The sequence below is a fragment of the Ruegeria sp. CDSC052 genome, from assembly GCF_059610685.1.
On the sequence record NZ_JBXWOB010000002.1, the window covers coordinates 151291 to 168893 of the forward strand.

Annotated in this window: 21 protein-coding genes; 12 read left to right on the forward strand and 9 right to left on the reverse strand. The window is 55.9% G+C overall.

Annotation, left to right across the window (positions count from 1 at the left end; all coding sequences use genetic code 11):
* Nucleotide 1 precedes the first annotated feature (1 nt).
* From sucC to mdh, 3 genes are all read right to left on the reverse strand, one after another.
* Entirely contained in the window at nt 2-1195 is a 1194-nt protein-coding gene (gene sucC, locus AC2FIM_RS06115; protein WP_496707987.1) for an ADP-forming succinate--CoA ligase subunit beta, read from the reverse strand.
* Nucleotides 1196-1411: 216 nt separating this feature from the next.
* A complete protein-coding gene (locus AC2FIM_RS06120; protein ID WP_185956640.1) occupies nt 1412-2260 on the reverse strand; it encodes a putative nucleotide-diphospho-sugar transferase in 849 nt (282 codons plus the stop codon).
* 69 nt (nt 2261-2329) lie between these two features.
* The gene (gene mdh, locus AC2FIM_RS06125; protein WP_496707986.1) at nt 2330-3292 is read right to left on the reverse strand and encodes a malate dehydrogenase; all 963 of its coding nucleotides are present in this window, start codon (nt 3290-3292) and stop codon (nt 2330-2332) included.
* 161 nt (nt 3293-3453) lie between these two features.
* Here mdh and AC2FIM_RS06130 point away from each other — a divergent pair, with 161 nt between their 5' ends.
* Complete coding sequence (locus tag AC2FIM_RS06130; RefSeq protein ID WP_271948427.1) at nt 3454-4209, forward strand: sulfite exporter TauE/SafE family protein; 756 nt, start codon at nt 3454-3456, stop codon at nt 4207-4209.
* Here AC2FIM_RS06130 and AC2FIM_RS06135 read toward each other — a convergent pair.
* On the reverse strand, nt 4206-4505 hold the full coding sequence (locus AC2FIM_RS06135) for a hypothetical protein (RefSeq protein ID WP_271948426.1): 300 nt from the start codon (nt 4503-4505) through the stop codon (nt 4206-4208). The genes AC2FIM_RS06130 and AC2FIM_RS06135 overlap by 4 nt on opposite strands.
* Before the next feature lie 171 nt (nt 4506-4676).
* Here AC2FIM_RS06135 and AC2FIM_RS06140 point away from each other — a divergent pair, with 171 nt between their 5' ends.
* The 8 genes from AC2FIM_RS06140 (at nt 4677) to sdhA (ending at nt 10855) form a co-directional block, all read left to right on the forward strand.
* Nucleotides 4677-5534 (forward strand): HpcH/HpaI aldolase/citrate lyase family protein, encoded by an 858-nt coding sequence (locus tag AC2FIM_RS06140; protein WP_271948424.1) that lies wholly within the window; start codon nt 4677-4679, stop codon nt 5532-5534.
* A gap of 6 nt (nt 5535-5540) precedes the next feature.
* A complete protein-coding gene (locus tag AC2FIM_RS06145; RefSeq protein ID WP_142635488.1) occupies nt 5541-6095 on the forward strand; it encodes an NnrU family protein in 555 nt (184 codons plus the stop codon).
* A gap of 12 nt (nt 6096-6107) precedes the next feature.
* Nucleotides 6108-6314: a DUF1737 domain-containing protein gene (locus tag AC2FIM_RS06150; protein ID WP_142635490.1), complete on the forward strand. Its 207-nt coding sequence runs from the start codon at nt 6108-6110 to the stop codon at nt 6312-6314.
* Complete coding sequence (locus AC2FIM_RS06155; RefSeq protein ID WP_496676575.1) at nt 6314-7342, forward strand: MaoC family dehydratase; 1029 nt, start codon at nt 6314-6316, stop codon at nt 7340-7342. The genes AC2FIM_RS06150 and AC2FIM_RS06155 overlap by 1 nt, the downstream gene beginning before the upstream one ends.
* A 50-nt stretch (nt 7343-7392) precedes the next feature.
* Nucleotides 7393-8055: a DUF1194 domain-containing protein gene (locus AC2FIM_RS06160; protein WP_142635494.1), complete on the forward strand. Its 663-nt coding sequence runs from the start codon at nt 7393-7395 to the stop codon at nt 8053-8055.
* A 199-nt stretch (nt 8056-8254) separates the two neighbouring features.
* Nucleotides 8255-8638 (forward strand): succinate dehydrogenase, cytochrome b556 subunit, encoded by a 384-nt coding sequence (gene sdhC, locus AC2FIM_RS06165; RefSeq protein ID WP_496676572.1) that lies wholly within the window; start codon nt 8255-8257, stop codon nt 8636-8638.
* A gap of 11 nt (nt 8639-8649) precedes the next feature.
* A complete protein-coding gene (locus AC2FIM_RS06170; protein WP_142635498.1) occupies nt 8650-9021 on the forward strand; it encodes a succinate dehydrogenase, hydrophobic membrane anchor protein in 372 nt (123 codons plus the stop codon).
* Nucleotides 9022-9046: 25 nt separating this feature from the next.
* Nucleotides 9047-10855: a succinate dehydrogenase flavoprotein subunit gene (gene sdhA / locus AC2FIM_RS06175; RefSeq protein WP_142635500.1), complete on the forward strand. Its 1809-nt coding sequence runs from the start codon at nt 9047-9049 to the stop codon at nt 10853-10855.
* A gap of 78 nt (nt 10856-10933) precedes the next feature.
* On the opposite strand, the gene AC2FIM_RS06180 is transcribed toward sdhA, so the two are convergent.
* Together AC2FIM_RS06180 and AC2FIM_RS06185 are read right to left on the reverse strand one after the other, a co-directional pair.
* Nucleotides 10934-11800, reverse strand: coding sequence for an FkbM family methyltransferase (locus tag AC2FIM_RS06180; protein ID WP_271948418.1), 867 nt, complete (start codon nt 11798-11800; stop codon nt 10934-10936).
* On the reverse strand, nt 11793-12764 hold the full coding sequence (locus AC2FIM_RS06185; RefSeq protein WP_271948416.1) for a glycosyltransferase family 4 protein: 972 nt from the start codon (nt 12762-12764) through the stop codon (nt 11793-11795). Before AC2FIM_RS06185 ends, AC2FIM_RS06180 begins: the two co-directional genes overlap by 8 nt.
* Before the next feature lie 254 nt (nt 12765-13018).
* On the opposite strand from AC2FIM_RS06185, the gene AC2FIM_RS06190 reads away from it, so the two are divergent.
* The 3 genes from AC2FIM_RS06190 to AC2FIM_RS06200 all read left to right on the forward strand — a co-directional run bounded on the left by AC2FIM_RS06190 (nt 13019) and on the right by AC2FIM_RS06200 (nt 14323).
* Nucleotides 13019-13798, forward strand: coding sequence for a succinate dehydrogenase iron-sulfur subunit (locus AC2FIM_RS06190; protein WP_142635506.1), 780 nt, complete (start codon nt 13019-13021; stop codon nt 13796-13798).
* Between the two features lie 136 nt (nt 13799-13934).
* Nucleotides 13935-14075 (forward strand): hypothetical protein, encoded by a 141-nt coding sequence (locus tag AC2FIM_RS06195; protein WP_185956642.1) that lies wholly within the window; start codon nt 13935-13937, stop codon nt 14073-14075.
* 50 nt (nt 14076-14125) lie between these two features.
* Nucleotides 14126-14323 carry a hypothetical protein gene (locus tag AC2FIM_RS06200; protein ID WP_142635508.1) on the forward strand — a complete coding sequence of 66 codons (198 nt, stop codon included), beginning with the start codon at nt 14126-14128 and terminating at the stop codon, nt 14321-14323.
* Nucleotides 14324-14362: 39 nt separating this feature from the next.
* Here AC2FIM_RS06200 and deoD read toward each other — a convergent pair whose 3' ends face one another.
* The 3 genes from deoD to AC2FIM_RS06215 all read right to left on the reverse strand — a co-directional run bounded on the left by deoD (nt 14363) and on the right by AC2FIM_RS06215 (nt 17516).
* Complete coding sequence (deoD, locus tag AC2FIM_RS06205) at nt 14363-15073, reverse strand: purine-nucleoside phosphorylase (protein WP_496707984.1); 711 nt, start codon at nt 15071-15073, stop codon at nt 14363-14365.
* Nucleotides 15074-15090: 17 nt separating this feature from the next.
* Complete coding sequence (locus tag AC2FIM_RS06210) at nt 15091-15408, reverse strand: H-NS histone family protein (protein ID WP_271948410.1); 318 nt, start codon at nt 15406-15408, stop codon at nt 15091-15093.
* A 125-nt stretch (nt 15409-15533) separates the two neighbouring features.
* Nucleotides 15534-17516, reverse strand: a complete 1983-nt coding sequence (locus AC2FIM_RS06215; RefSeq protein WP_281286264.1) for a protein meaA — start codon at nt 17514-17516, stop codon at nt 15534-15536.
* Nucleotides 17517-17603 lie beyond the last annotated feature (87 nt).

Sequence of the window (17603 nt, forward strand, 5' to 3'; positions counted from 1 at the left end):
CTTAACCCTTAACCGCCTTCACGATCTTCTCGGCACCGTCTTTCAGGTTGTCCGCTGCGATCACGTCCAGGCCAGAGGTGTTGATGATCTCTTTGCCTTTCTCGACATTGGTGCCTTCCAGACGCACGACCAGCGGAACTTGCAGGCCGACCTCTTTCACCGCGGCCACAACGCCCTCGGCGATCACGTCACAGCGCATGATGCCGCCGAAGATGTTGACCAGAATGCCTTTGACTTGCGGGTCCGAGGTGATGATCTTGAACGCTTCGGTCACTTTCTCTTTGGTCGCACCGCCGCCCACGTCGAGGAAGTTGGCAGGCTCAGCCCCGTAGAGCTTGATGATGTCCATCGTCGCCATCGCCAAACCGGCGCCGTTGACCATGCAGCCGATCTCACCATCCAGCGCGATGTAGTTCAGGTCGTATTTGCTGGCTTCCAGTTCCTTGGGGTCTTCCTCGGTCGTGTCGCGCAGTTCTGAAATATCCGGGTGGCGATACATCGCGTTGCCGTCAAAACTGACCTTGGCGTCCAGCACCTTGAGGTCGCCGCTGTCGGAGACGATCAGCGGGTTGATCTCCAGCATTTCCATGTCCTTCTCGACGAAGGCGGCATAGAGCTGGCTCATCAGTTTGACGCATTGTTTGACCTGTGCGCCCTGCAGACCCAGTGAGAATGCGATGCGGCGGCCGTGATAGGCCTGATAACCGGTGGCTGGGTCAACCGAGAAGGACAAGATTTTCTCAGGCGTGGCTGCGGCCACCTCTTCGATATCCATGCCGCCTTCGGTCGAGCAGACGAATGAGATGCGGCTGGTCTGGCGGTCTACCAACAGGGCCAGGTACAATTCCGTTTCGATGCCGGACCCTGCTTCGATATAGATGCGGTTGACCTGTTTGCCTGCGGGGCCGGTTTGATGGGTGACCAACGTGCGCCCCAGCATCTTCTTGGCTTCCTCGGCGGCCTCTTCAACCGATTTGGTCAGACGGACGCCGCCTTTTTCCCCGGCATCGGCCTCTTTGAAAGAGCCCTTGCCACGGCCACCCGCGTGGATCTGTGCTTTGACAACCCACAATGGGCCATCCAGTTCACCGGCTGCGGTTTTGGCTTCCTCGGCGCGCAGGACCGCGCGACCGTCGGAAACCGGGGCGCCATAGCTGCGAAGAAGCGCTTTGGCCTGATATTCGTGAATGTTCATCGAAACTGTCCCGTCTGACTACGATTGACCGATATAGGCGTGTCTAAGGGGTAAGTTTAAAGGCTTTTTTGATGTTGAGTAGGTTTTTCACGAAGATTTTCATTATTTGTGATCACAGCTTTTCAGGGTGTGATCACAAAACTTGAGCTGGTATTGAGCGTTGATTCGGCAGGAAATTCACCCAATAGAATATGACGTTTTCAAGCTAGCGCTAACCTATCCGCGTCTGAGGCGGACGATACCCTTTTTCACAGACATCACCAGTTTGCGCAATTTGCCCAACAAGCCTTTGTCGACCAGTGGTCGGACTTTTTTCGACGCGCCGGGCGTGAGCTGTGCGTCGGCTTCGATAAGGCTGTTGATATGACGTTCGAGATCGGGCCCTACCAAACCGGCGACAGTTCTAGCGCTGTCCAGCCGCTTGTCATGACGGCTGTGAAATTTGTAGTGATGCAGCAGGCGCGGGGCGCTGTGCAGAAAACCGAACATCTCGGCCTGACGATAATCGAGGAAGTTGTACTCGGGTGGCAGAACTGCCAGTCGCAACGCGCTGGCAAACAGCTTTTCGCGGATCAGCGCCTGATCTGAGGTCAGGTTTTCCGAGATGATAGTCTCTTGTACATCTCGCAGGAAATCCAGCACTGCGTCCGAAGTGCGAATTCCAACCAGCCCGCCATTGAGATGGGGAAATGCGTTGGGCAGCGGAGTTTTCCAAACACGTTGCGCATGGGCCGAGTTGCGCAAAGGGTCATGGACCATCGCGATATCAAACTGCTCTAGGACGGTGAAGATATCCGACATATCTGCCAGACAGCGCACATCGGCATCCAAATAGACCGTCTTTTCGAACCGGGACCGCACAAGGCTTTCGAACTTGGGTCGGAACCAGCTTTTGTCCAGCATGTGGATTTGGTCAAACACTTCTGTTCCCGGGATGTTTTCGAGGTCGGTGAACAGGTCGACCGGTACATCCGGCATGGCGACCTTTAACGACCGAGCCGCTGCCACCGCTGTTTCGATGTAATCCTTTCCGCTTGCGGCAATGACAAATCCCTGAGACGACATGGCAATCTTCCAAAAAATGACCCGGCCCACCATGGGTGAGCCGGGTTCTGTTTAACCGTATAAGACGGATCAGGCCAGAGAGCTGTCGATGCCTTTGCATGCTTCGATCAGGCCCTTCACGGCGTTGACCGAATTGTCGAAACCGGCCTGCTCTTCTTCGTTGAGCTTGATGTTGACGATACGCTCGATACCGCCTGCGCCGATCACGGTGGGGACGCCGACATACATGCCATCGACACCCAGCTCTCCGTCGCAATAAGCGGCGCAGGGCAGGACGCGTTTCTGGTCTTTCAGATAGGCTTCGGCCATTTCGATTGCCGATGTGGCAGGCGCATAGAAAGCCGAACCTGTTTTCAGCAGGCCAACGATTTCAGCCCCGCCGTCTCGGGTGCGCTGCACGATTGCGTCCAGTTTCTCTTGTGTGGTCCAGCCCATCTCGACCAGATCGGGAAGCGGGATGCCCGCAACGGTAGAATAACGAACCGAAGGAACCATGGTGTCGCCGTGGCCACCCAGAACAAAGGCAGTGACGTCGCGCATGGACACGTTGAATTCTTCCGACAAGAAGTGGGCAAAACGGCCTGAGTCCAGAACGCCCGCCATGCCGCAGACCTTGTTGTGCGGCATGCCCGAGAATTCACGCAGAGCCCAGACCATCGCGTCCAGCGGGTTGGTGATGCAGATGACAAAAGCATCGGGCGCGTTGGCGGCGATGCCTTCACCGACCGACTTCATGACTTTCAGGTTGATGCCCAGCAGGTCATCACGGCTCATGCCTGGCTTGCGTGGGACACCTGCGGTGACGATGCAAACGTCGGCGCCTGCGATGTCCTCATAGGACTGGGTGCCTTTCAGCTTGGCGTCGAACCCTTCGGAAGGGCCGGATTCTGCGATATCCAGCGCCTTGCCTTCCGGAGTGCCCTCGGCGATGTCGAACAGCACGACGTCACCGAGTTCCTTCATTGCTGCGAGGTGGGCGAGCGTGCCGCCGATCTGACCTGCGCCGATCAGCGCGATCTTGGGTCTGGCCATTTGGAAAATCTCCGGTCGGTATTGAAATCGCGGTTTTGCTAGTCCTAAAACCGGCGCTGCGCAAGCCTTCTGCGGCGCGGCATGCCACCGCATACCGTTTGCATGTCTCCTACCGATTGCGCTAAACCGCCTGTGACTCATGCATATTTACGGGACGCCGCATGTTCGAGATGGACCTGATGTTTTTTGCCGTGGCGATCCCTGCTGTGATCTTCGCCGGCATCTCGAAGGGTGGGTTCGGCTCGGGGGTGGCGTTTGCCGCGTCATCGATTCTGGCACTGATCCTGACACCGGGACAGGCGCTTGCACTGATGTTGCCAATTCTGATGGTAATCGACGTCGCTACGCTGGGCCCCTATTGGAAACGCTGGAGCTGGCCGGATTCACGCCTGCTGATCGTAGGGGCAGTGCCGGGTGTGGCAGTGGGCGCCTGGCTGTATCGCGCCACGAATGACGACCTTCTGCGCCTGCTGATCGGAGGGATTTCAGTGGGGTTCGTGATCTGGCATGTGGCCCAGAGAAAGGGCTGGATCCGCGGCTTTGCCAATCGCCTGCCGCCATTTGCGGGAATTCTTGCGGGGTTGGTCGCCGGATTCACCAGCTTTGTCAGTCATGCGGGCGGCCCGCCCGCCGCCGTCTATCTGATCTCGCAGCGTCTGTCGAAAACCGAGTTTCAGGCGAGCACTGTGCTGGTCTTCTGGGTTATCAATGTCGCTAAATTCATTCCGTATGCCTATCTGGGTCTGTTCACATGGCACACTGCGCTGGCCGACTTGTTGCTGGCTCCATTTGCCGTGCTTGGTGCATGGCTAGGTGTGCGCGCGCATTTCATGATATCCGAACGCCTGTTCTTCGGTATTGCCTACGTTTTGCTGATGCTGACCGGAACAAAACTGATCTGGGAGGCCCTGAGCTAGACATTGGGTGGCAGTGCTTCGGCCATATCTTCGTAGGACTGGCCCGAAGCCACAAGGCAGGTCATTCCATCCGGTAATGTCACCGTAATAGTCCAGCTTCCGCTTTGATCAGAGGCAAAGACTTCCATCACCGCACCTTGTCGGGCGATGCCAATGCTCTTACGCGTTTCGCCATAAGTCTCGGCCAGTCGAGTTATGACCTCGTCGCGGGGGGCGCAGCTTTGAGCCTGCACCTGCTGGGCGGCCAGAACCATGATACCCAGCCCCATTGTCATATTGAACAGCGTCTTGCTCATCGGTGAACCCTTTTGATTGCGATCTGCCAAGACGGTGACCGGTGCAGACCGAAATACGGTTAAAGGAACGCACGTTGCGTCGTTGATGCTGCGGTGCGGCAAGTTTGCGCTTGAACTTTCCTGCAGAAAATGCCCCATTCTGCGCAACATTATTTCAAGAGGCCGAAGCCAATGGACTCCCGTCAGCGACCCTACCGTTCCGTATTGTACATTCCCGGTTCCAAAGACCGGGCGTTGGACAAGGCCCGCAACCTGCCTGTTGATGCGGTTATTTTTGACCTCGAAGATGCGGTCGCGGCGGACGAAAAAAACAACGCGCGTGAAACGCTGGGGGCTGCCTTGGCTGCTGGCGGTTATGGGGCGCGGGTCAAGATCGTACGAATCAATGGCCTAGATACCGAATGGGGCCGGGCCGATGCCCAAGCCGTGCGGGACATGGACGTGGATGTGGTTCTGCTGCCCAAAGTGAATTCTGCCGCAGATGTGGATGCGTTGGCCGCAATAACCGGTGATCTGCCGATATGGGCCATGATGGAGACGCCGCGCGGGATGCTGAACGCCGCCGAAATTGCCGCGCATCCGCAAATGGCGGGCTTCGTCATGGGCACCAACGATCTGGCTAAGGAATTGCAAACACGGTTCCGCCGAGACCGCCTGCCGTTGCAGACGTCGCTGGGCCTGTGCCTGTTAGCCGCCAAGGCCGAGGGGCTGATCATCGTCGATGGCGTCTATAACGCCTTCAAGGACAGCGAAGGCCTGGCGGCCGAATGCGCGCAGGGCCGCGATATGGGTTTTGACGGCAAGACCCTGATCCATCCCGCACAGGTCGATGTCACCAACGACGCCTTCGCCCCATCGGATGAGGAAATTGATCTGGCCCGCCGCCAGATCACCGCCTTTGAAGAGACCGAAGCACAAGGGCAGGGCGTCGCGGTCGTCGATGGCAAGATCGTGGAAAACCTGCACGTTGCAACCGCCCGTGAAATTCTGGCAAAAGCAGAGGCGATTTCAGCTTTGCAAGCGGGGTAAGCCAGCATGGGCTTTGTTCTTCTGATTCTTGGTGTGGCGCTCTGGTGGGCCGCACATCTGTTCAAACGCGTGATGCCGGACCAGCGCGCGGCGATGGGCAAAGGCGGTGCGGGCGCGGTGGCGCTGGCGCTGCTGGCGTCAATCCTGTTGATGATCTTCGGTTATCGCATGACCGATTTCATCCCAATCTGGTCGCCGCCGACCTTTCTGATCCACGTCAACAACCTGCTGGTGCTGATCGCCATCTATATGATGAGCCCCGCAGGCCAAAAGGGTCGTCTGCTGAACAAGCTGCGTCACCCAATGCTGGGCGGCATGAAGCTCTGGGCCTTTGCGCATTTGCTGGTCAATGGTGATCTGGCCTCAATCGTCCTATTCGGCGGCTTGCTGGCCTGGGCGGTGGTCGAAGTGATCGTGATCAACAAATCCGAGCCGGACTGGACACCGGGCGAGCCGGGCACTTACGGCAAGGATGCGATGTTCTTTATCGCGTCGATCGTTCTGCTGGGCATTATCGGCTATATTCACGGGTTGGTCGGCCCGTCGCCGTTTGGTTCATAAAGGTTTGACAACATGGCAACACTCTATCGTCTGCTGACCGAGGAAGACACCGCAGCCTTCTGTCACAAAGTGTCGGACGCGCTGGCAAAAGGGTGGGAGCTGTATGGCGACCCGTCCTATGCCTTTGACACTGCAAACAACGTGATGCGTTGTGCGCAGGCCGTGACCAAAGAGGTTGCGACCGACTATTCCCCTGAAATGAAACTGGGACAGCAATAATGGCAAAAACCAATCCGGGCCGTTTCTTCGAGGATTATTCTGTAGGGCAAGTGCTGCACCACGCGGTGCCTCGCACCGTGACCGATGGCGAACGGGCGTTGTATCATGCGCTCTATCCGGCGCGTCATGCTCTGTATTCCTCGGATGAGTTCGCCCGGAATTGTGGCCTGCCGCAAAGCCCGATCGATGATCTGGCGGCGTTTCACGTGGTGTTTGGCAAGACTGTCCCTGATGTATCGCTGAATGCAGTGGCCAATCTGGGCTATGCTGAGGGGCGTTGGTTGAAGCCGGTTTATCCCGGCGATACGCTGCGGTCGGAATCCGAAGTGATTGGGGTCAAGCAGAACTCGAACGGAAAAACCGGTGTGGTGTGGGTGCGAACCCGTGGCCTGAACCAGCGCGATGAGGTGGTTATTGAGTATGTCCGCTGGGTGATGGTGCGCAAATCGAACCCTGACGCGCCCGCCCCGGACACGGTGGTGCCCGAGTTGAAACAGGCGCTGGAGCCTCAGGATCTGGTAGTGCCACAAGGGCTGAACTTTTCCTCCTATGAATTTGTTCAGGCCGGTGAAGCGCATCGGTGGGGCGATTACGCGATTGGTGAAAAGATTGATCATGTGGACGGCGTCACGGTGGAAGAAGCCGAGCATATGCTGGCCACGCGGCTTTGGCAGAACACTGCCAAGGTTCATTTCGATCTGACCTTCCGCCCCGAAGGCCGCCTGATCTATGGCGGGCACGTGATCTCGATGGCGCGGACCCTGTCGTTCAATGGATTGGCAAATGCGCAGATGATCGTCGGGTTGAACGGTGGCGCCCATGCCAACCCTTGCTTCTCAGGCGATACCATTAAGGCCTGGTCTGAGGTGCTGGACAAAGCCGAAACTGGCATCCCCGGCGTTGGGGCGGTCCGGTTGCGGCTGGTCGCCACGAAGGGTGGAGAGCCATTCGAGTTGAAAAATGACGATGGCCGATATCTGCCCAACGTTCTGTTGGACCTCGACTACTGGGCTTTGATGCCAGTCTGACCCCACATTCATTTGAACGCAGCCTGCAATATTCGTGCTAGGCTGCAACCATGTCTCTGCTTCGCTCTTTCGTCGCCTGTTTCTTTCTGGCCCCGACCGCCGAGGCGTGTGATCTTGCTTTGGCTCTGGCCGTTGATGTCTCGGGATCGGTGGATTCGAACGAATACCGCATACAAATGGACGGCCTGGCCGCTGGATTGCGTGACCCCATCGTCTCCGAGGCGCTGGTGCGCGGGAATGCGCGGTTGATGCTGGTCCAATGGACCGGAGCCTCTCGTCAGAAGGTGACGATCCCCTGGACACATATGGATAGCTTTGAAGCCATAGATAGCTTCGCCAGACAGGTGGCTGCGGATGCCAGAGTCTGGCGCAATTTTTCGACTGCAATCGGTGAGGCGCTTGAGACCACAATGTCCAGTTTCAGCGAGGTAACCGAATGCAAACGGCACCTGATTGATATTTCGGGTGATGGGGTTTCCAACGAAGGGGTTGAACCGTCCGAGATTCACGATGTGTTGCGTGGAAAAGGTGTCACGGTAAATGCCATCGCCATCGAGGAAAGCGAACCCGACTTGACGGCCTATTTCTTTGAGAACGTCATTGTAGGTGAGGGAGCGTTTGTCGTTTCGGCGGCCGGGTTCGAGGATTATCCGGCCCGCATCCGAAAGAAACTGTTGCGGGAAGTGACCCAGCAAACGGCCGGTCTGAAATAAGTGTGGCAGGGATTCGGAGCTGCAGGCGCTAACATCTGTTTCGTCTGATTTGATTTGTGATCACAAGAATATTTTGTGTGATCACTTTATCGCTTAATCTGTCATTTTGCGCGAATTCTGAGCTTTTTTGCAGCTGCAGCACGTGACAGTGTCGCAAAAACCAGTAAAACCTTCGGAAGCCAACCGAAAAGGAGCCGCCATGAGCGATGTAAATCGGGGCAACCGCCCGCTCTCACCGCATATCCGCATCTACCGCCCACAGATGACGTCTCTGTCGTCGATCATGGTTCGGATGACTGGATTGGCCGTGTTCGCAATCGCAGCACTTGTGGTGTGGTGGCTGTTGGCGGCGGCAACCTCTGAGGCGGCCTTTGCAGGCATAGACGGGTTTCTGCGCAGCTGGTTCGGTGATCTTGTCATGACCGGAGCGGCCTGGGGTTTGTGGTACCACACATTGGGCCGGTTGCGTCATGTCTTTTGGGATTTCGGCTACTGCCTGGATGTCGATCTATCTGAAAAGCTGGGATGGGGCATGTTCGTTGGTGCCACGATCCTGACCATCATCACCGTTTTTGTGGTTTAAGGAGACGTTCGATGCGATACCTGACTGACCGTAAACGCGCCGAGGGTCTGGGAGCGGGCAAATCCGGAACCCAAACACATTGGAACACAATGGTCCGGGCCATGATCCTGACTGTTCTGATTCCTCTCTTCATCTTCACATTTGGTGCGGGTCTGGGCGGAACCTACGAAGAGGTTCTGGCTTATTTCAGTCGCCCCTTCCCGGCGATCGTATGCGCGCTGACACTGATCGTTGCCCTGTTGCAGCTGATGTACGAAGCGCAGGAGGCCATCGAAGACTATATCCATGGTGTCGCCGAAAAAGTGACGCTGGTTGCGATGTGGGCGTTTGGCTACACGCTGATGGTTGCAGGGCTGTTCGCCCTGGTGAAACTCGCCCTGTGATGATGCGCGGTAAGGAATAAGAACAATGACAGCAGCATATGAATACGAAACCCACGAATACGACGTCGTTGTCGTAGGCGCAGGTGGTGCAGGTCTTCGCGCAACGCTGGGTATGGCGGAACAGGGTCTGCGTACGGCATGCGTGACCAAGGTGTTCCCGACCCGCTCGCACACGGTTGCCGCACAGGGCGGCATCGCGGCGTCGCTGTCGAATATGGGTCCTGACCACTGGCAGTGGCATATGTACGACACGGTCAAGGGCTCGGACTGGCTGGGTGATACCGACGCGATGGAGTATCTGGCCCGCGAAGCGCCCAAAGCGGTCTATGAGCTGGAACATTACGGTGTGCCTTTCAGCAGGACTGAAGAAGGCAAGATTTATCAGCGTCCTTTTGGTGGCCACACAACGGAATTCGGCGAAGGCCCCGCGGTTCAGCGGACCTGTGCCGCTGCTGACCGGACCGGCCACGCGATCCTGCACACGCTCTATGGTCAGTCGTTGAAAAACAACGCCGAGTTCTACATCGAATATTTCGCCATCGACCTGATCATGTCCGACGACGGACAGTGTCAGGGTGTCGTCTGCTGGAAGCTGGACGATGGCACCATGCATGTCTTCAACGCCAAGATGGTGGTGCTGGCGACCGGCGGCTATGGCCGGGCGTATTTCAGCGCCACTTCGGCCCATACCTGCACCGGTGACGGTGGCGGTATGGTGGCCCGCGCGGGTCTGGCGCTGCAGGATATGGAGTTCGTTCAATTTCACCCGACCGGCATCTACGGCTCGGGCTGTCTGATCACCGAAGGGGCGCGGGGTGAGGGCGGGTACCTGACCAATTCCGAAGGCGAACGGTTCATGGAGCGCTATGCGCCTCAGTACAAAGACCTGGCACCGCGCGACTATGTCTCGCGCTCAATGACTATGGAAATCCGCGAAGGGCGCGGTGTGGGTGCAGAGGGCGACCACATCCACCTGAACCTTAGCCACTTGCCTGCCGAGGCTTTGGCCGAGCGTCTGCCGGGTATTTCCGAAAGCGCCAAGATCTTTGCCGGTGTGGACGTGACCAAAGAGCCGATCCCGGTTCTGCCGACCGTGCACTACAACATGGGCGGTATCCCGACCAACTATTGGGGTGAGGTTCTGAACCCCACCGCCAAGGACCCAACCGCCGTGGTCCCGGGCCTGATGGCTGTGGGTGAGGCTGGCTGCGCCTCGGTCCATGGGGCGAACCGTTTGGGCTCAAACTCGCTGATCGATCTGGTGGTCTTTGGCCGCGCGGCGGCGATCCGGGCCGGCAAGGTTGTGGATGCCGATAGCGCCAACCCGGTTCTGAACCAGGGGTCGGTCGACAAAGCCTTTGATCGCTTTGACACCGTCCGTAACGCCAGCGGAGCGATCCCGACCGCCGATCTGCGGCTTGAGATGCAAAAGACCATGCAGGCTGACGCGGCCGTATTCCGCACCGCCAAAACCATGGCCGAAGGTGTTGAAAAGATGACGGCGATTGCCGCCAAGATGGACGACCTGAAAGTCACCGACCGCTCGTTGGTCTGGAACAGCGATCTGATGGAAACGCTGGAACTGACCAACCTGATGCCAAGTGCGCTGGCCACCATCGTCGGTGCCGAAGCGCGCAAGGAAAGCCGTGGTGCCCATGCGCATGAGGATTTCAGCGAACGCGACGACAAAAACTGGCGCGTTCACACGGTGTCCCGCGTGGACGGTAATAAAGTGAACCTCAGCTATCGCCCGGTGATCGTCGATCCGCTGAGCACCGAAGCAGAAGGTGGAATCAGCCTGAAGAAAATCGCGCCCAAGGCGCGGACTTTCTGATGTGATTGGGCAGTCCGCGACCAACCACCGGACTGCTCAAATTCTATGGGTAAGTAATATCTGTACTTAGCCAATCGGCTATGGCGAGATGAATGTTTCAATGTACTGATTCACATCGGCTTCAGAGATTTCCTGACGCTGTGCCAATATGTCGAGAATTTTCAGGCTGACATCTGTGAACCCAAAAACACCTTCGGTTAGAATTGCCAGTCGCTTTAGTATCTGGCTGTTCAGCTCTGCAGGATCAGACAAGTCCCTGAGATAGATAATGTCCCCATCCAGCATTTGTGTCGATTCAAAGTCCGAAAGAACTCCCGACCATTTCGATACGACCAGCCTGTTCTCGATATGCGCAAAACTATGGGGCAAAAACCCCAATTTTCTGAGAAATGTGTCAACCTCGCCAAAACCTGGCTGATTCTCGTACAATGGAAAAAACGATACTTCGGTCTGTATGGCGGCGACATTTTTCAGCGTGTTTTCCGCCGAGGTAAACACCGAAAGTTCGGCACCCTGAATGTCAATTTTCAGAAAATCCACTGGACCCAAACCTGCGATATCATCCAGCCGCTGGGTTTGCATCTCCATACTGCCAATTTGCCTTGCAGCATTGCGTAGGCCACGTAGGTAAAAAAGTGTTTTTTCCCTTATTTTCAGCAAGGATGTCAAACCCGAGCCCTTGTAGATATTCAACAAGGCCGGTTTGCCGTCTCCGACTGCAAAGTTGAAATACTCTTCATTTGCACCTTTATTGCGTACGACCTCTTTCATCGTGTCTTCCTGAGGTTCAAAACCGACGACATTGCAGAGGTCGTTCTTTAGCAAATCACGGTAAGGGGCGTCATGGCGCATTGGGTTGGCGCCAATATCCGCAATGCGCACAAAACTGGTCAAGTCCAGAAGATCGTACAAAGCGGAAATGCGGGCGCTGAAAAGATTATCCATTTCTTAGAACCGTAAGCGCTTCGGCCAACTTGCGGCTGATCCGCTCTGGCGCGCGTTCCTGAGCGAATTCGAAGCACGCCCTACGTTTTTCAGCCAGTTCTGAATCGGACATTTCCATCACCTTCATCATCATGCGGATCAGGCCTCGTGGGTTTTGTGCCGGATATAATAGATCGTGACAGGTTTCCGGGGTTGTCTGCCGGTGGGGTTCAATGTCAGGAGCGACAACTGGCAAGCCGAAGGTCATGGCAAGCATTGCGGTTCCAGAGGTGAAGGTTTGTGTAGACGGCAAAACATAGGCGTGAGCTTGGGAAAAAACACTCGGAATGGCCTCATCTTCTATGCGTTCGCCTATCACGGTTACGTTTGAAATGGCGTCCAGCCGTCGTACCAATCGCCGACTGGGCCGAAAGACTCGGCCTACCACTGACATATGAAAGTCGAAACCCCTGTTGGTTAGCTTCCGGATGGCGAAATGAAGCCGGTCCAACTCGCGGTTTCCGCGCATCGCGCCAAATGTCAAAAAATGGGTCTGATCGCGTGGTTGCATCAGGCGTGCAAGCGTGATTTCGGCGCTTTCATAAACGCCTAGATAGCTTGGGTGAGGGATCAGGCAAATCTTATTCGGTTCCGCGTCATATTGGGCGATCATATGTTGCCGCGCATTTGGGGTATGGACATGGATCATATCGACCAGCTCTGCCAACTTGCGTCGCGCTGCGTGAAATCCATCGTTGCCCTCACGCGCTGAATGCGCGGTGCGATTGTGAATGGTCCAGATGACGCGACCACCGTTTGATTTATACAGTTCAAGTCCCGACACGGCATCTTGAAACAGGGCGTTGTTCGCGGAATCTTCACCATCCTTGATCGGAAACAGCCTGTCATCCCATTGGATATGCAGGATTCCGTGTTCGGTCTGAAATTCTGGTTTCGCAATCTCTGCAAAGTTCAGCTGTTTCATTGCAGCTAGAGAAAACTCTGGCTCGCATGCGCTGTACATCATGTTTTGATAGGGGTTTTTGGTGCCGTAGGGAATATTCAATACTCGTGTCTGCATACGGCACTCAGCTTTTGCTTTCTCGGGTGCAGACTCCATGCACATAAGCTCAATGTAAAGGTGAAATCACCCATCTTTATTGACTGTTTTCAAGGCTAAATGGTTGGCTTTCGCACTTGCAGCGTGTATCTATACACGGGAATTTAGCGAGGTCGGAAATGGTACAACTCACCCTGCCAAAAAATTCTCGGATTACCACCGGAAAGACATGGCCCAAGCCAGAGGGCGCGACGAATGTGCGCAAGTTCCAGATCTATCGCTGGAATCCTGACGACGGTCAAAATCCCCGGGTGGATACCTATTTCGTCGATATGGACAGCTGCGGTCCGATGATTTTGGATGCGCTGATCAAGATCAAGAATGAGATCGACCCAACCTTGACCTTCCGCCGGTCTTGTCGCGAGGGCATTTGTGGGTCCTGTGCGATGAATATCGACGGGATCAACACGCTGGCCTGCATCTATGGCATGGATGAGATCAAGGGCGATGTGAAAATCTATCCTTTGCCCCATATGCCTGTGGTCAAGGACCTGATTCCGGACCTGACCCATTTCTATGCCCAGCACGCCAGCATCATGCCCTGGCTAGAAACCAAGACCAACCGGCCGGCGAAAGAGTGGAAGCAATCCATTGAAGACCGCAAAAAGCTGGATGGTCTTTATGAATGCGTGATGTGCGCCAGCTGCTCGACCTCGTGCCCAAGTTATTGGTGGAATGGCGATCGCTATCTTGGCCCGGCGGCTCTGCTGCATGCATATCGTTGGATCATTGACAGCCGAGATGAGGCAACTGGTGAGCGCCTGGATGAGTTGGAAGATCCGTTCAAGCTGTATCGTTGCCACACGATCATGAACTGCGCCAAAACCTGCCCGAAGGGTCTGAACCCTGCAAAGGCAATCGCCGAGATCAAAAAGATGATGGTCGAACGCACGGTGTGAGGCGGGCTTGATCCATGTGCCTGCTGTGTTGCGGCAGGTGCAATTCCCATTTGCAAGAATATGTGGTGTGAACGCCTGCAGCCTGTCCTATGTTTGGCTCAGGGAGGAGTGATTATGTCACAATGGGATCACTCCGATGAGAACCAAAACCAACTCCGCTGATGCCGCCGAAGCCCTGGAATTGCTGGAACAGGCATGGGCCTATTATACGCCAGAAACGGTAATCCCCACTTCAGAGCGGATGCCAGAGCTGTTCGAATACGCAAATGCTGCCTGATCTGCGATTGCAGGGCTTGAAAACAACCGACTGATCAGCAAAGCAGGAGAATGCCTGTTTTTCTTCTGCTTCTTGCCGCCGCCGTATTCGCCTATTTTCTGTGGCGCGCCCGTACTTCGTCACTGACGCGTGAATGCCGTTGGCGCCAGCACCGAAAAGAAGGGCAATGGGTCTGTTCGTTTTGCGGTGCTCAGACCGATGGGGCGGAAAGCCCCAAGCAGTGTTTAAAGGGATCGACCGGTGGATAGCCGATGCGGGACAGGGTCGACCCTGCCCCAACCCGTTTTCTAAGCCTTTGGAAACGCCGCCTGAAGTGCGATCTCAACCATGTCGCCAAAGCTGCTTTCACGTTCGGACGATGGCAGAGCTTCTCCTGTCAGCAAGTGGTCGGAAACGGTCAGCACGGCAAGGGCCCGGCACCTGTGGCGCGCGGCCAGGATGTAAAGTTCGGCGGCTTCCATTTCGACGCCCAGAATGCCGTGACGCACCATCTGTTCGTTCAGATCGGGACGTTCATCGTAGAACACATCCGAGGAATAAATCCCGCCAACATGAGTTGGTGTTCCTTTGTTTGCCGCAGCCTCAAAGGCGGCCTGCAACAGGCTCCAATCCGCGCAAGGTGCAAAGTTGAGCTCTTTCATGATCCCCCGAGACGGCGTGCTGAGCGTGGTCGAAGTCATCGCCAAAATGACATCACGAATGTTCACACTGTCCTGCATCCCGCCACATGACCCAATACGGATCAAATTTCTGGCGCCAAAATCGCGGATCAATTCATTCACGTAAATTGACAGCGAGGGCATTCCCATACCGCTGCCTTGAATCGTGACCGGATTACCTTTCCAGGTTCCGGTGAAGCCCAACATGCCACGCACGTCATTCACCAGTTTGGCGTTATCCAGAAAAGTTTCTGCCGCCCATTTTGCCCGGTAAGGATCACCGGGTAAAAGAACTGTTTCAGCGATTTCGCCTTTTTCGGCGCCTATATGAATCGTCATTTCGTTATCAATTCCATTCAGATTTCCATATCCGAAATATCCGCTCCGGCTTTCAAAGCTTCGTGTACCCAATGCGGCTTGCGACCGCGCCCCGACCAGGTTTGATCGTGGTTGGATGGATTTCGGTATTTTTCTTTTGTTTTCGAAAGCTTAAGAGATTTCGAGGACCCATCAGAAAGTTCGGAAAGGGAAAACCCAAATTCCGCTGCGGCTTTCTGAGCAGCTTTCAAAGCCTCTTTCCGATCACGTCTTTCGGCTGCTTTCAGCGCCACATCTACATTGGCACGCAATTCCAACAGTTCATTGCGCGTCATCTTTTCGAGATTCATTCCCATTTACATTCCCCTGATGTTACCGAATTACAATGTCCCCGAAGAGTCACCGTAGTTCTAAAAGCATCCATTATCTATCCCTTTCGCGAAGGCGATAGATACGGGGAAAATGGGTGGCAAATCGGCGGTTATTCAGCGGCCAGGTTTTGCGGATCAACCAAGGAAACTATGTCGCCCATGATTGCATTCAACTCGAAGTTTTTTGGCGTGTAGATTTTGGCCACACCCATCGCTTTGAGCTTTTCAGCATCGTCATCTGGGATAATGCCACCGACAACAACAGGAACATGTTTCAGGCCCGCCTCGCGCAGACGGTTCAGAACGTCCTGAACCAACGGAATGTGACTGCCGGACAGAATCGACAGGCCGATCACATGGGCTTTGTCCTCGATTGCGGCGGCCACAATTTCCTCGGGTGTCAGACGGATGCCGTCATAGCTGATGTCCATGCCGCAATCGCGGGCGCGGAAGGCGATCTGTTCAGCGCCATTTGAATGGCCGTCCAGACCGGGTTTCCCGACCAGGAATTTCAGGCGACGTCCAAGCTTGTCGCTGACCGCGTCAACGGCCGAGCGCAAGTCCTCCAGCCCTTCGGTTTTGTTTGAGACCGAGCCGGAAACGCCGGTCGGGCCGCGATATGTGCCATAGACTTTGCGCATCTCTTCGGCCCATTCGCCGGTGGTGACGCCAGCCTTGGCGGCGACGATTGACGGCTCCATTACATTCGCACCGGATTGTGCGGCCTCACGCAAAGCGGCCAGCGCTGCTGCAACTGCCGCGCCATCCCGTTCGGTGCGCCATTCGTTCAGGCGGTTGATCTGTTCCTGCTCTACTGCCGGATCAACGACCATGATGCCGCCGTCTTCGGTTTCCAGGGGTGAGGGCTCGCCCTCGGTCCATTTGTTCACGCCGACCACAATGGTCTCGTTGCGCTCGATCCGGTTGAGGCGCTCTGCGTTCGAATCCACCAGGCGTGACTTCATGTATTCGATCGAAGCGACAGCGCCGCCCATCGAATCCAGGTTTGCCAGCTCCGCACGCGCGCCTTCTTTCAACTCTTCAACCTTGGCATCAACAGCCGGGTTGCCATCAAACAGATCGCCATATTCCAACAGGTCGGTCTCATAGGCCAGAATCTGCTGCATCCGCATCGACCATTGCTGATCCCAGGGCCGCGGCAATCCCAGCGCCTCGTTCCAGGCGGGCAATTGCACCGCACGGGCGCGGGCCCTTTTCGACAGTGTTACGGCCAGCATCTCAATCAGGATGCGGTAGACATTGTTTTCAGGCTGCTGCTCGGTCAGACCCAGCGAGTTTACCTGAACGCCATAGCGAAAGCGGCGGAATTTGGGATCCTCAACGCCATAGCGTTGTTGCAAAATCTCATCCCAAAGGTCGACAAAAGCCCGCATTTTGCACATTTCGGTAACAAACCGTATGCCGGCGTTCACAAAGAACGAAATCCGGCCACACAGCGCCGGAAAATCCTCGGCCGGTACCCGTGGGCGCAACTCATCCAGAACTGCAATCGCTGTTGCCAAGGCGTAGGACAGTTCCTGCTCGGGCGTCGCGCCAGCCTCTTGCAGGTGATAGGAACAGACGTTCATCGGGTTCCATTTTGGCACGTTGGTATAGCAATACTCGGCCACGTCGGCGATCATCTTCAGCGACGGTTTCGGCGGGCAGACATACGTTCCGCGGCTCAGGTATTCCTTAATCAGATCGTTCTGAACCGTGCCCTGCAGTTTAGAGACATCAGCGCCCTGTTCCTCGGCAACCGCTATATAGAGCGCCAGCAACCAAGGAGCCGTGGCGTTTATCGTCATCGACGTGTTCATCTGTTCCAACGGGATCTGGTCGAACAAAACCCGCATGTCGCCCAGATGGCTGATCGGCACACCCACTTTACCAACCTCGCCGCGTGCCAGCGTGTGATCGCTGTCATAGCCGGTTTGCGTCGGCAGATCGAAGGCCACTGACAGACCCGTCTGACCCTTGGCCAGATTCCCGCGATACAGCGCGTTGGACGCTTTGGCGGTGGAATGACCGGCATAGGTTCGGATGAGCCAGGGGCGATCTTTCTGCGTCTGCGTCATAACTGGGCCTCGTATTGCGGGTGGGCAAGAAAATTACGTTCATGGGTTCTAAAGCGCAATTTTCGGGACATGTCAATTCGCTGCGCCGCGGCATTTCCGGTT

Coding starts and splice junctions, on each gene's coding strand:
- sucC (WP_496707987.1), bottom strand. CDS start 1,195: ATGAACATTCACGAATATCAGGCCAAAGCGCTTCTTCGCAGCTATGGC.
- AC2FIM_RS06120 (WP_185956640.1), bottom strand. CDS start 2,260: ATGTCGTCTCAGGGATTTGTCATTGCCGCAAGCGGAAAGGATTACATC.
- mdh (WP_496707986.1), bottom strand. CDS start 3,292: ATGGCCAGACCCAAGATCGCGCTGATCGGCGCAGGTCAGATCGGCGGC.
- AC2FIM_RS06130 (WP_271948427.1), top strand. CDS start 3,454: ATGTTCGAGATGGACCTGATGTTTTTTGCCGTGGCGATCCCTGCTGTG.
- AC2FIM_RS06135 (WP_271948426.1), bottom strand. CDS start 4,505: ATGAGCAAGACGCTGTTCAATATGACAATGGGGCTGGGTATCATGGTT.
- AC2FIM_RS06140 (WP_271948424.1), top strand. CDS start 4,677: ATGGACTCCCGTCAGCGACCCTACCGTTCCGTATTGTACATTCCCGGT.
- AC2FIM_RS06145 (WP_142635488.1), top strand. CDS start 5,541: ATGGGCTTTGTTCTTCTGATTCTTGGTGTGGCGCTCTGGTGGGCCGCA.
- AC2FIM_RS06150 (WP_142635490.1), top strand. CDS start 6,108: ATGGCAACACTCTATCGTCTGCTGACCGAGGAAGACACCGCAGCCTTC.
- AC2FIM_RS06155 (WP_496676575.1), top strand. CDS start 6,314: ATGGCAAAAACCAATCCGGGCCGTTTCTTCGAGGATTATTCTGTAGGG.
- AC2FIM_RS06160 (WP_142635494.1), top strand. CDS start 7,393: ATGTCTCTGCTTCGCTCTTTCGTCGCCTGTTTCTTTCTGGCCCCGACC.
- sdhC (WP_496676572.1), top strand. CDS start 8,255: ATGAGCGATGTAAATCGGGGCAACCGCCCGCTCTCACCGCATATCCGC.
- AC2FIM_RS06170 (WP_142635498.1), top strand. CDS start 8,650: ATGCGATACCTGACTGACCGTAAACGCGCCGAGGGTCTGGGAGCGGGC.
- sdhA (WP_142635500.1), top strand. CDS start 9,047: ATGACAGCAGCATATGAATACGAAACCCACGAATACGACGTCGTTGTC.
- AC2FIM_RS06180 (WP_271948418.1), bottom strand. CDS start 11,800: ATGGATAATCTTTTCAGCGCCCGCATTTCCGCTTTGTACGATCTTCTG.
- AC2FIM_RS06185 (WP_271948416.1), bottom strand. CDS start 12,764: ATGAAACAGCTGAACTTTGCAGAGATTGCGAAACCAGAATTTCAGACC.
- AC2FIM_RS06190 (WP_142635506.1), top strand. CDS start 13,019: ATGGTACAACTCACCCTGCCAAAAAATTCTCGGATTACCACCGGAAAG.
- AC2FIM_RS06195 (WP_185956642.1), top strand. CDS start 13,935: ATGAGAACCAAAACCAACTCCGCTGATGCCGCCGAAGCCCTGGAATTG.
- AC2FIM_RS06200 (WP_142635508.1), top strand. CDS start 14,126: ATGCCTGTTTTTCTTCTGCTTCTTGCCGCCGCCGTATTCGCCTATTTT.
- deoD (WP_496707984.1), bottom strand. CDS start 15,073: ATGACGATTCATATAGGCGCCGAAAAAGGCGAAATCGCTGAAACAGTT.
- AC2FIM_RS06210 (WP_271948410.1), bottom strand. CDS start 15,408: ATGGGAATGAATCTCGAAAAGATGACGCGCAATGAACTGTTGGAATTG.